Source organism: Bradyrhizobium sp. CCBAU 53338, from assembly GCF_015291665.1.
Classification (GTDB): domain Bacteria; phylum Pseudomonadota; class Alphaproteobacteria; order Rhizobiales; family Xanthobacteraceae; genus Bradyrhizobium.
Genome location: NZ_CP030048.1, coordinates 5711930 through 5723415, shown reverse-complemented (window position 1 = coordinate 5723415; position 11486 = coordinate 5711930). Strand labels below are relative to the sequence as shown.

General features: G+C 64.4%; 10 protein-coding genes. 6 read left to right on the top strand and 4 right to left on the bottom strand.

Translation table 11 applies throughout. From position 1 onward, the window contains the following. Positions 1-3: 3 nt before the first annotated feature. A complete protein-coding gene (locus XH90_RS26775) occupies positions 4-246 on the bottom strand; it encodes a hypothetical protein (RefSeq protein ID WP_194477291.1) in 243 nt (80 codons plus the stop codon). A 209-nt stretch (positions 247-455) separates the two neighbouring features. Between XH90_RS26775 and XH90_RS26770 the strand changes: the two genes are divergently transcribed. Next, the gene (locus tag XH90_RS26770) at positions 456-1919 is read left to right on the top strand and encodes a cell wall hydrolase (RefSeq protein ID WP_194477290.1); all 1464 of its coding nucleotides are present in this window, start codon (positions 456-458) and stop codon (positions 1917-1919) included. A gap of 7 nt (positions 1920-1926) precedes the next feature. Here XH90_RS26770 and nadC read toward each other — a convergent pair whose 3' ends face one another. From nadC to nadA, 3 genes are read right to left on the bottom strand one after another with little or no spacing between them, the layout of a single operon-like run. Next, positions 1927-2805 carry a carboxylating nicotinate-nucleotide diphosphorylase gene (gene nadC, locus XH90_RS26765; protein ID WP_194477289.1) on the bottom strand — a complete coding sequence of 293 codons (879 nt, stop codon included), beginning with the start codon at positions 2803-2805 and terminating at the stop codon, positions 1927-1929. Between the two features lie 11 nt (positions 2806-2816). Then, positions 2817-4424 carry an L-aspartate oxidase gene (locus XH90_RS26760; RefSeq protein ID WP_194477288.1) on the bottom strand — a complete coding sequence of 536 codons (1608 nt, stop codon included), beginning with the start codon at positions 4422-4424 and terminating at the stop codon, positions 2817-2819. Positions 4425-4432: 8 nt separating this feature from the next. Beyond that, positions 4433-5536, bottom strand: coding sequence for a quinolinate synthase NadA (gene nadA / locus XH90_RS26755; RefSeq protein ID WP_194477287.1), 1104 nt, complete (start codon positions 5534-5536; stop codon positions 4433-4435). Between the two features lie 340 nt (positions 5537-5876). Between nadA and XH90_RS26750 the strand changes: the two genes are divergently transcribed. The 5 genes from XH90_RS26750 (at position 5877) to XH90_RS26730 (ending at position 11322) form a co-directional block, all read left to right on the top strand. Then, positions 5877-7130: an MFS transporter gene (locus XH90_RS26750; protein WP_194477286.1), complete on the top strand. Its 1254-nt coding sequence runs from the start codon at positions 5877-5879 to the stop codon at positions 7128-7130. Positions 7131-7172: 42 nt separating this feature from the next. Next, a complete protein-coding gene (locus XH90_RS26745) occupies positions 7173-8159 on the top strand; it encodes an MDR family oxidoreductase (RefSeq protein ID WP_194477285.1) in 987 nt (328 codons plus the stop codon). Between the two features lie 112 nt (positions 8160-8271). Continuing rightward, positions 8272-8880, top strand: coding sequence for a hypothetical protein (locus XH90_RS26740; RefSeq protein WP_194477284.1), 609 nt, complete (start codon positions 8272-8274; stop codon positions 8878-8880). 166 nt (positions 8881-9046) lie between these two features. Then, positions 9047-9307 carry a hypothetical protein gene (locus tag XH90_RS26735; protein WP_194477283.1) on the top strand — a complete coding sequence of 87 codons (261 nt, stop codon included), beginning with the start codon at positions 9047-9049 and terminating at the stop codon, positions 9305-9307. 278 nt (positions 9308-9585) lie between these two features. Beyond that, positions 9586-11322 (top strand): methyl-accepting chemotaxis protein, encoded by a 1737-nt coding sequence (locus XH90_RS26730; protein ID WP_194477282.1) that lies wholly within the window; start codon positions 9586-9588, stop codon positions 11320-11322. Positions 11323-11486: the final 164 nt, after the last annotated feature.

Here is an 11486-nt window from a genome sequence, read left to right as displayed (position 1 = left end):
GTTTCAGGCGACCTTCATTTGAGACAACGCTGTCGTCACACCCTCGCTGTCATCGCCCGCTTGACCGGGCGATCCGGTGCTCCGAGCAAGCATTGCTTCAATCGAGGGGCTGCGACGTAATGGTTTTCCCCGGTCAAACCGGCGCATGACACCGATGATGTGGAAGCTACGGTAGCAATGACGACCGAGGAAACGCACGCGTCCCGTATTGATACGCGTCAGCAAGAGTTCCTTCACCATTTGCATTGAGCACTTGTTTACCGCTTCAGATCAGCCCGCATTTACCAATGCGCAGCATCGCTCCGCGAAAACACTTGAGGCGGCTTGAGTGTGTCGGCAGCGCAACGCCGATTAACGCCCCGGCAACCTAAATTGGATACTTACGATAAAGATCGAATTGCACGGATGTACTGGGTTCGGTCGAAAACTGGCGTAAGCGTAGCGTGAGCGTATCGATGTCAGTGTTGCGTAACCATCCGAAGGGCGCGCAGTTCGCGTCCTTCGGAATCGGTCTCCTGGTCTTCACATTGATGCCCAGAGAGATCGGCTATCAGGACATAGGCTCGTTGCTGGCGCGTCAGCCCGGCGTCGTCGAGCGCTGGCAGAAGCAGGTATTCTCTGCGGCCTCGTCCATTCAGCTCGCGACTTACAGCTTCTCTCGCCCGATCGGGACGTCTGCGCCGCAGAGCGCGATGGTTCGCCTCGCGAGCCTCGACAGCCGCGACGTCACCGGCACCATTTCTCGCGGCAATCCGGCACTGCAGGCACCGGCGCGCTACCGGGCCTCCGATTTTCCCAAGGTCGAGCGTGCGCTGAAGGGCGACCGTCTTGCCACCGTGACGCCGACGCCAGTGCCTGACACGAGCGAGCCTGCCGCGGCGCCCCCGCAGCATGATCCCGCGACCTCGAACAGCTCGGTATTTGGTGCCAAAACGGCTGAGTTGCCCGTCGCGCAGCCGCAGGCGATGTCGCCTGAGTCCGCGGCAGCGCTCGATCCCGAACTCCAGGAAGCGATGCGCGCGCCGCCATTGGCCCAATATACCGGTGCACCGAAGGCGGACGACAATGCCCTGTCTTTCGCGGCGCAGCCGCTCAACGCACTGAAGCAGGCGGCGGTCGCCGCTCCGCCGCGCGACCCTTTCAGCGTCAAGACCTCGAACCTGTTCTTCGGCAGCTCCTCGCTTGGCGGCAATCTCGAGAGCATCGAGAGCTGGCAGCCCGGCGCCGAGCCGCTGATCGTGATGCCCGATCCTGATTTGAAAGTCGCCTCGCTGTCGCCGCCGAACGAGGGCGCCGGAAATGCGGGTGAGAGCGGCGAGAGCGTCGCGCCGAAGGGCGAGGTCAACGCCGACAACCAGCGCTCCAAATCGCCGGCCGAGCGGCTGGCGCTGGACGAGAAGTCGCGCGCGAAGTCGGAAAAGTGCCTCGCCGAGGCGGTGTATTTCGAATCCCGCGGCGAGGCCGTGCGCGGCCAGATCGCGGTCGCGCAGGTGGTGATGAACCGCGTATTCTCCGGCAAATACCCCGACAACGTCTGCGGCGTCGTCTACCAGAACAAGTACCGCCACTTCGCCTGCCAGTTCACTTTCGCCTGCGACAACAATCCCGACGTGATCCGCGAGCCCGAGATGTGGGAGCGGGCCAGGAAGATTTCGAAGGCGATGCTCGATGGCCAGATCTGGCTGCCCGAGGTCGGCAAGTCGACGCACTATCATGCCTATTGGGTGCGTCCATCCTGGGTCGCCGAGATGAAGAAGATGTACAAATTCGGCGTTCACACCTTCTACAGGCCCCGCGCCTGGGGCGACGGCGACGAGGAGCCGAGTTGGGGCACGCCGGCGCAGACCGCCGCGCTCTCGGCCGAGCTCGTGCAGGAAGCCAAGAGCTCAGCCGAGATGGGCGTGACCGAGCGGCGCTGAGCGCATCTCACGCCGCAATATCCATTGCGCAGTCGAAGTTCGGCGCCGAATGCGTCAGCGCGCCTGACGAGACGTAGTCGACGCCGGTGGCCGCGATCCCGGCAATCGAGTCCAGCGTGACGCCGCCGGAGGCCTCCAGCTTCAGGCGGCCTTCCGTCATCCTGACAGCTTCGCGCAGCGTCGCGATATCCATGTTGTCGAGCAGCACGGCCTCGGCCATTCCCGTGTCGAGCACCTCGCGGAGCTGCGCCAGTGTATCCACCTCGATCTCGATCTTGACGAGATGACCGGCATGGGCGCGGGCGCGCTCCAGAACGGGGCGGATGCCGCCGGCGACCGCGATGTGGTTGTCCTTGACCAGGATCGCATCGTCGAGCCCGAAACGGTGATTGAAGCCGCCGCCGCAACGCACCGCATATTTCTCCAGCGCCCGCAATCCCGGCGTGGTCTTTCGCGTGCAGCAGATGCGCATCTTGGTGCCTTCGGTGCGCGCGACGTAGGCGGCCGTGAGCGTGGCGATGCCGGAGAGACGCCCGACGAAATTCAGCGCAGTTCGCTCGGCGGTGAGAATGGCACGCGCCGGACCTGAGATCGTCAGCACATGCTGCCCGCGGGTGACGCGCCCGGCGTCGCGGACATGCGCGCGGACCTCGATGTCGGACGAGAGCCTATGCAAGGTCGCCACTGCCAGCGGCAGGCCGGCGATGACTCCGGACTGTCGCGCCACGAGGGCGGCCTGCGCTTTTGTTGCTTCCGGGATCGTCGCGAGCGAGGTGATGTCGCCGGCGCGCCCGAGATCCTCGTCGAGCGCACGCCGAACGGCATCGTCGATGGCCAGCGGTGACAGGAATGCGTCGGGATAGAGCAGGGAGGTCGGGGTGATCATAAAGGGCTCCGTCAGGCGATCATGGATTGCGCGATGCGCGGTGTCGAATGTTCGGTGAGGCCGTCCGCAACGTCGTGTGCTTCGGCGAGTGTCGTCATTGTTCGCCGCGCGAGTGCGGGGACTTCCGCAGGATGGTCGGCCCGGCAGTGCGCGCCACGGCTCTCGCGCCGGCTCCAGGCTGAGGCCGCCACGAGCAGAGCTGTTGTTGCGATGTTGCGAACCACGATGCTTGTCGCCGCGTGCTCGAGCGCGGCAAAACTGCGCACGGCGTCCGCAAGTCCGTCGCGCTCGCGGATCACGCCGACATTCGCGCTCATCATCGCCCGCAGCCGCTTCACGACGCTCGCATCCAGCGCGCCGGCGCGCGGCGTGGCCAGCGCCTGGGGGAGGCGAGCCGGCGAGGGGATCGCTTGACCCGCGATGTCCTCGGCGATGCGAGCGGCATAAACCACGGCTTCCAGTAACGAATTCGACGCAAGCCGGTTGGCGCCATGCATGCCGGTGGACGACACCTCGCCGCCAGCCCAGAGTCCGTCGATCGAGCTGCGCCCGCGTGTGTCCACGGCAATGCCGCCCATGTGATAATGCACGGCCGGCGCGATCGGGATGGCTTGCGTCGCCGGGTCGATGCCGGCGGCGATGCAGCTCGCATGCACGGTGGGGAATTTGTCGGCGAAGCGCGCGCCGAGTGCCTGCCTCGCATCGAGGAAAGCTCCGCGTCCCGCCGCGATCTCGGCAAACACGCCGCGGGCCACGATGTCGCGCGGTGCGAGCTCGGCAAGGGGATGAAGCGGCGCCATGAAACGTTCGCCGTCAGCGTTGATCAGCGTTGCGCCTTCGCCGCGCAACGCCTCTGTCGCGAGCGGCGCCGGGTCGCGGCCGGTCATGATGGCGGTTGGGTGAAACTGCACGAATTCCGGATCGGCAATCAGGGCGCCGGCGCGCGCCGCGATCGCAAGGCCAGATCCGTTGGCCTCAGTCGGATTGGTGGTGACGGCATAGAGATGGCCGATGCCGCCGGTCGCGAGCACGATGGTGCGCGAGGCGATCATCACGGGCGTCGCTGCCAAATTACCCGCCTCGCGCAATTGAAGTCCGGTGACGGAGCCATCTTCGGTCAGTAGTGCTTCTGCGACGAAGCCCTCGATCAGGCGGATCGACGGCGTGCGGCGCACGGCCTCGTTCAGGGTCGCGATGATCGCGGCACCCGCGCCATCGCCACGGACATGAACGATGCGGCGTGCCGAATGCGCAGCTTCGCGCCCCACGGCAAGCCGACCTTCGAGATCCCGATCGAACGGCACGCCATACGCGAGCAGATCGTGAACGCGCAGGCCAGCCTCGCGCGCGATGCCGAGCGCAATGGCTTCGTCGACGATGCCGCCGCCGACCGCAATCGTGTCCGCGGCATGTGCTTCGGGACTGTCGCCGTCGGCGACTGCGGCCGCGATGCCGCCTTGCGCCCATGCGGACGATGCGCCCTGTCCAAGCGGTGCCGCCGAGATCAGTGTCACCGGCCGCGGCGAAAGCTTGAGCGCGCAGAACAGCCCGGCGAGGCCACCGCCGACGATGACGACGTCGTCGGTGGAGCGGGTGAGGTTGTGGATGTTGCTCGTCATGTCAGGCCTCAATTCTTCAGATTGATCATCCGCTCGACTGACCGCCGCGCACGCTGCGCAAGCGCCGGATCGATCGTCACTTCCTCGCCTGATGTCAGCAGGCTCTCCAGGACGTTGGACAGCGTGATGCGCTTCATGTGCGGGCAAAGATTGCAGGGGCGTAGCATCTCGACGTCGGGCAGCTCAGCGCGGACATTGTCGGCCATCGAGCATTCCGTGATCATCACGAGACGCTTCGGCCGCCGCTGGCGTACCCAGTTGATCATGTGCGCGGTCGAGCCGGTAAAATCGGCCTCCGCCAGCACGTCGGGCGGGCATTCGGGATGCGCGATGATCTGCACGGAGGGATCGGCGTCGCGGAAGGCGCGCAACTCGTCGCCGGTGAAGCGTTCGTGCACTTCGCACGCGCCTTTCCAGGCGATGATCCTGACGTTGGTCTTCGAGGCGACATAGGTCGCCAGATAGCGGTCGGGCAGGAAAATCACGGTGGGCGCATTCAGGCTCTCGACTACCTGCATCGCATTCGACGAGGTGCAGCAGATGTCGACTTCGGCCTTCACCTCCGCCGAGGTGTTGACATAAGCGACGACAGGCACGCCCGGAAATTTTTCGCGGAGCAGGCGCACATCGGCGCCGGTGATGCTGGCGGCGAGCGAGCAGCCGGCGCGCGTATCGGGGATCAGCACCGTCTTGTCCGGATTGAGCAGTTTTGAGGTTTCCGCCATGAAGTGCACGCCGCATTGAACGATGATGTCGGCCTTCACCTTGGTGGCTTCGACGGCGAGCTGGAGCGAGTCGCCGCCGATGTCGGCGACGCCATGAAATATCTCCGGCGCCTGGTAGTTGTGGGCGAGGATCACCGCGTTCCGTGCGCGCTTGAGCTGGTTGATCGCGTGAATCGTCGGCGCCATCAGCGGCCACTCGATCGGCGGGATCACGTGCTTGATGCGCTCGTAGATCGGCGCGGTGGCGCGTTCGACTTCACTGGTCCATTCGAGCGAAGGACGCGGCAGCGCGGGTCCTCGTCGCCCCGCCGCCGGTGGGGCGGAGGTGGGCTGGCCCTGCGGCCGGCTGGCGAAATCGTCGGGGCCGTAAATTCCTGCGATCGGCATCGAAGCCTCCCATGTCAGTTATATATGCTCAATATGAGTATATATAGAGCCCGAGAAATCCGGCCGAGAGGCCGGGGCGGATTTCAGGTGAAGCTATATATGCTCAATCTGAGTAGATCAAACTTAGCATGGCACGGCCAGGACCGCCAGACCCCTTCGCACACATTCACGTCAAGCCGCGGCTCGCGCCCAAGGAAAGGTCGCGATGAAACGCAATGCTCCCGCAAGAGCCCCCCGCGCAACGCAATCACTTTCGACTTGGGATTTTAATGCATCTGCATTAAATGGCGGCCTCGCGGTTACCTATCCCGGATCCGCCGAGAAACGATGAGCAAGACCCATGTCGATACAAGCGGGCGACCTCGCTCCTGCATCTCGTTCCTCCGGTTGGCGCACACCAGCCGTCATCATTCTCTGCGGCTGCGCCATCGGCATGCTCGGCTTCGGCCCGCGCTCGGCGCTCGGCTTCTTCGTGCAGCCGATGAGCCATGAATTTGCCTGGGGCCGCGACGTGTTTGGCCTCGCCATCGCCTTTCAGAACTTGCTGTGGGGATTGGGTCAGCCCTTTGCGGGCGCGATCGCCGATCGCTTCGGCCTGTTCCGCGTGATGTGCATCGGAGCGCTGCTCTATGCCGGCGGTCTATTGCTGATGCGCTACTCCTCGACGCCGCTCTCGCTCAACATTGGCGCGGGTGTGATGGTCGGCTTTGGCCTTGCGGGTTGTTCGTTCAACCTGGTACTGGCGGCCTTCACAAAGCTTCTGCCGGTCGAGAAGCGCGGCCTTGCGCTTGGCGCCGGTACGGCGGCAGGCTCGCTCGGCCAGTTCCTGTTCGCGCCGATCGGCGTGGCGCTGATCGACAATTTCGGCTGGCAGCAGGCGCTCACGGTGTTCGGCTTCCTGATGCTGCTGATCATCCCGCTCGCGCTGGCGATCTCGACGCCGCCGGTCGCAAGTGCGGCCCATGCGGCGCCAGCGGACGAGCAGACCATTACCAAGGCGCTTGCCGAAGCCTTCGGCCATCGCTCCTATGTGCTCCTCGTGCTCGGCTTCTTCACCTGCGGCTTCCAGCTCGCTTTCATCACCGTGCATCTGCCGGCGTTCCTGGTCGACCGCGGTGTCTCGACGCAAACTGGTGGCTGGGTGATTGCCGCGATCGGCCTGTTCAACATCATGGGCTCGCTCAGCGTCGGCTACCTCCAGAACTCGCTGCCCAAGCGCTACATCCTCTCCGCCATCTATTTTACCCGCGCGTTGGCAACGCTCGCCTTCATCTCGTTCCCGATCACGCCGTTCTCGGCCATCGCATTCGGCGCGGTCTCCGGCCTGACCTGGCTCTCGACGGTGCCGCCAACTTCGGCGCTGGTGGCGCTGATGTTCGGCACGCGCTGGCTGGCCACGCTCTATGGCTTCGCCTTCGTCAGCCATCAGGTCGGCGGCTTCCTCGGGGTCTGGCTGGGCGGTATCGTGTTCGAGAAGTTCGGTTCCTACACGCCGATCTGGTGGCTTTCGATCCTGTTCGGCATCCTCTCGGCGCTGATCAACCTTCCGATCGTGGAGAAGCCGGTGGCACGGATGGTTGCGCAGCCTGCCTGATCGGCTAAACATCCCGGTCAAACAAGTCAGGGAGTTCAAGCCGTGGCCACATTCAAGGCGATCAGGATCGACAAGGCGGACAAGGGCACCACCGCCGCGCTCACACAGTTCGACGAGGCCGAACTGATGGATGGCGACGTGACAGTCCGCGTCGAATGGTCGACGCTGAACTACAAGGACGGCCTCGCGCTGACGGGCAAGGCGCCGGTGGTGCGCCGCTTCCCGATGATCGCCGGCATCGATTTCGCCGGTACGGTCGAAGCCTCGTCGCACCCGCAGTGGAAGGCGGGCGACACGGTCGTCTGTACCGGCTGGGGCATGGGCGAGACCCATCTCGGCGCCTATGCCGAGAAGGCGCGGGTGAAGGGCGACTGGCTGGTGGCCCTGCCGCAGGGCCTGTCGGCGCGCGATGCCATGGCGATCGGTACTGCCGGCTTCACGGCAATGCTGTCCGTGCTGGCGCTGGAGAAGCATGGCCTGTCGCCGAAGAGTGGCCCCGTGGTGGTCACGGGCGCCGCCGGCGGTGTCGGCTCGGTTGCGACAGCCGTATTGTCGAAGCTCGGCTATCACGTCATCGCCTCGACGGGCAGGGCTTCCGAGGCCGATTACCTGAAGAGCCTGGGGGCCGCCGAGGTGATCGACCGCAATGAATTGTCGGGCCCGGCAAAACCGCTCGCCAAGGAGCGCTGGGCGGGCGGCGTCGACAGCGTCGGCTCGACCACGCTCGCGAATCTCCTCTCGATGACCAAGTATGGTGGCGCCATCGCCGCTTGCGGTCTCGCGGCCGGCATGGACCTGCCGACTTCTGTCGCACCCTTCATTTTGCGCGGGGTGTGCCTTCTCGGCATCGATTCCGTGATGTGCCCGCTTCCGCCGCGAAAAGCCGCCTGGCAGCGCCTCGCCTCCGATCTCGATCGGTCGAAACTATCTGAAATTACTACGGAAATTTCGCTTGGCGAAGTCTCGGAATGGGGTGCGAAAATCCTGGCCGGCCAGGTCCGCGGCCGCATCGTGGTAAAAATCGTCTAACGGCGTTCAGACTTTACCAACCAAGCTGCTTCAATGTCGCCATGGTTAGTATGGTAAGCAGCGGGTAAAGAGATAAGGCATCGCCCGCTGCGTGGTTGGTTCGGAGTTGTGCATGCTTGCGCGTATCGTGTTGGGGGCTGTCATGACGTTTGCGCCGGCCATCGCTTTGGCCGGGAGCATGAACGCCGACGAGGCGCGGCGTTTCGTCGCCGGCAAGGTCTTCGCCTTCACCTGCTTCGACGGCACCCGCGGTGCGGGTCGCATCCTCGATGATCTCGGCGCCGCCGGCGCGGTGCAGTTCTCCGGCTCGGGCCCCGTACGCCACATCCGCCTTCCCGGCAACACGCTCCAGATCCGCGGCCAGAATGTCTGCGCCTCGATCAAGGGCATTCCGTTCGAGCCTTGTTTCAACCTCGAAAAGACCGACGATCGCAGCTTCCGCGGCTCCGTCTCGGGCATGGGTTTCGCTTATTGCGACTTTCATCACCAGGGCGGCAATCAGATGCTGATGGCGCGCGCCGTTGCCCGGCCGCGCTCGCTGCGCAGGTCCGAGCAGACCACCGGTTCGGTCAATACGCCGAGCACCGAAGTCGCAACGCGCGTCGAGACGCCGCGGGTCGAGAGCAGCCGGATCGAACCGGTGAAGTCGGTAGCCAAGTCCGAGCCGAAATCCGAAACGAAGAACGACGGTCCGCTCGAGTTGCGCCGCTCGACCGAGTGATGTCCGGCAGTAAAGCTGCGCGCACAATTTACCTGCCTTTGACCAATGCACCGTACGCGAAGCCGCGACGCCGTAGTGATACGGCCCGTGGTTTTTATGCCTTGGTAGCGACTGGCGCCCCAGCCTTGCGTAACGGCCGGGGGGCTGCCCTACGAAGGGTTCAAACATGTCGCTGTATTTCTTTCGCATCAGCACCGGGCGCTATTCCGGCGCCGCTGATCAGCCTTATGAGTTCGAGGATCGCGCCGCCGCGTGGACCGAGATGACCGAGGTCTGCGCCAATCTGCTTGGCAGCATCGCGCGCAATCTGAAGCCGAATGCGAAGTGGAGCATGGAGCTTCTCGACGAGAACAAGAAGCCGGTCTTTCGCGTCAGCCTGGTCGGCGAAACCTTGTGCTGCGCTGACACCACTGCGGATGAAAGCTAGTTAGGACGCCATCTGCAAATTCGCGGGGTGCCGATGCCGCGTGCGCGTCCGTCATTGAGCCACGCCGGGATGGCGGCCCCGATCACCGCGTGTGATTAACTTGTTAAGCGCGTGCTACGTGCTTGTTTTATCGGCCATTTGACCGCCATCCAGTATTTGTCCGGGATTTGTTGTTAACCAAATCGGAACGACAGGCGCTCAGTTTTTGGGCAAGGGCGATCAACGCCGAGGGCAGCCGACAATGACTTGGCTGCGCATTCCCGAAGGAAAGCGTGCCCATGTTGAGCCTCATTCAGAATTTGCGGATCGGGACCAAGCTGGCTGTTGCGTCGGCGTTCGGCATTCTCCTGGTCATCGCGTTGAACGCGAGCCAGTTCATCGGCAACGGCAACGTGCGCCGGGCTAGCGAGGCCGCGGTCGCGCAGCAGCAGCTTGCACGCGAGGCGGTCGAAGCCAAGCTTGCGGCGCGCAGCATGCAACTCGCCGTCCGCGACATCAGGCTCGCGAACAATCCAGGCGAGTTGCAAAATGCGGGTGACGCGCTCATCGAACGTTCCAAGACCTTTGCGCGGGTCGTCGAACAGATGCTGAAGCTGTCGCGGGCGCCGGAAAACCGGGCGCGTATCGAAAGGCTCAGCGGTCTCGGCGCGAACTACGTCAAGGGAGCGAAGCAAGTCGCATCGGTCCGCGGCGAGGCGCTCGCCCTCACCGGGCCGGATGCAGCTGCGCGTGTCGCCAAGTTTGCCGAAGACGCAGCGCGTCTTGCCCGCGAAGGCACACTACCAATCGCGGCCGAACTGGATCAGTTGACCGGTCAGGTTGCCGATTTCGCCAAACACAGGAGCGAGGAGGAAGTCGCCGGTGCGTTGCAGGCGATGACCTCGGGCGAGGAGATCGGGCTGATGGTCGGCATCTGCGCCGTGATCATCCTGATCGGCTCTTGGCTGATGTCCTTCCTGTCCATCGCGCGGCCGATCCGCGCGCTTACGATCGCCATGGACAAGCTCGCCGGCGGCGACTTTTCCGTCGTGCTGCCGGGTCTTGGCCGCAAGGACGAGGTCGGCGGCGTCGCTGCGGCTGTCGAGAAGTTCAAGATCGTCTCCGAACAGAAGGCCCGCGACGAAGCCGAGGCCAAGATCAGGCAGGATCAGGCGGCCGCGGCGCAGCGCAAGGCCGAGATGCACAAGCTTGCCGACAGCTTCGAATCCGCGATCGGCGAGATCGTCGAGACCGTATCCTCCGCCGCAACCGAGCTCGAGGCTTCGGCCTCGACATTGACCTCGACAGCCGAGCGCGGGCAGGGGCTAGCCACCGTGGTCGCAGCGGCCTCCGAGGAAGCTTCCGCCAACGTCCAGTCGGTGGCATCGGCAACGGAGGAACTCTCGTCATCGATCAACGAGATCAGCCGGCAGGTCCAGCAGTCCGCGCGTGTTGCCAACGAGGCGGTCGGCCAGGCGCGCGTCACGACCGAGCGGATGAGCGAACTGTCGATGGCGGCAACGCGGATCGGCGACGTGGTCGAACTGATCAACACGATTGCGGGCCAGACCAATCTGCTGGCGCTCAACGCCACGATCGAGGCGGCGCGCGCGGGTGAAGCCGGCCGCGGCTTTGCGGTCGTCGCCTCGGAGGTCAAGGCGCTCGCCGAGCAGACGGCGAAAGCGACCGGCGAGATCGGTCAGCAGATTACCGGCATCCAGGCCGCGACCGAGCAATCGGTCGGCGCCATCAAGGAGATCAGCGACACCATCGAAAAATTGTCCGAGATCTCCTCGACCATCGCGGCCGCCGTCGAGGAGCAGGGCGCGGCTACGCAGGAGATCTCCCGCAACGTGCAGCAGGCGGCGGAGGGCACTCATCAGGTGTCGTCCAACATCACCGACGTGCAGCGCGGGGCGAGCGAGACCGGCTCGGCATCCTCGCAAGTGCTGTCGGCGGCCCAGATGCTGTCCGGCGACAGCAATCGCCTCAAGGTCGAGGTCAGCAAGTTCCTGGGCACCGTTCGCGCGGCCTGACGCCGCCATCTCTCGACTGACACCGCTCGCAACCGTCGCGCCCAATCGCGCGGCGTTTGCGTGCGAGTATATTGCGGTGCGACGACAAATGCGGCGCAGGGTTAACCTTCCGGAAAAGCGACGCTGGCATGATCCTCCCGCAATATTCCGGGGCGTTGAGTCGT

What these genes read in the sequence shown, in the direction of transcription:
- XH90_RS26775 (WP_194477291.1), bottom strand. Translation starts at nt 246, where the DNA reads ATGCAAATGGTGAAGGAACTCTTGCTGACGCGTATCAATACGGGACGC.
- XH90_RS26770 (WP_194477290.1), top strand. Translation starts at nt 456, where the DNA reads ATGTCAGTGTTGCGTAACCATCCGAAGGGCGCGCAGTTCGCGTCCTTC.
- nadC (WP_194477289.1), bottom strand. Translation starts at nt 2,805, where the DNA reads ATGATCACCCCGACCTCCCTGCTCTATCCCGACGCATTCCTGTCACCG.
- XH90_RS26760 (WP_194477288.1), bottom strand. Translation starts at nt 4,424, where the DNA reads ATGACGAGCAACATCCACAACCTCACCCGCTCCACCGACGACGTCGTC.
- nadA (WP_194477287.1), bottom strand. Translation starts at nt 5,536, where the DNA reads ATGCCGATCGCAGGAATTTACGGCCCCGACGATTTCGCCAGCCGGCCG.
- XH90_RS26750 (WP_194477286.1), top strand. Translation starts at nt 5,877, where the DNA reads ATGTCGATACAAGCGGGCGACCTCGCTCCTGCATCTCGTTCCTCCGGT.
- XH90_RS26740 (WP_194477284.1), top strand. Translation starts at nt 8,272, where the DNA reads ATGCTTGCGCGTATCGTGTTGGGGGCTGTCATGACGTTTGCGCCGGCC.
- XH90_RS26735 (WP_194477283.1), top strand. Translation starts at nt 9,047, where the DNA reads ATGTCGCTGTATTTCTTTCGCATCAGCACCGGGCGCTATTCCGGCGCC.
- XH90_RS26730 (WP_194477282.1), top strand. Translation starts at nt 9,586, where the DNA reads ATGTTGAGCCTCATTCAGAATTTGCGGATCGGGACCAAGCTGGCTGTT.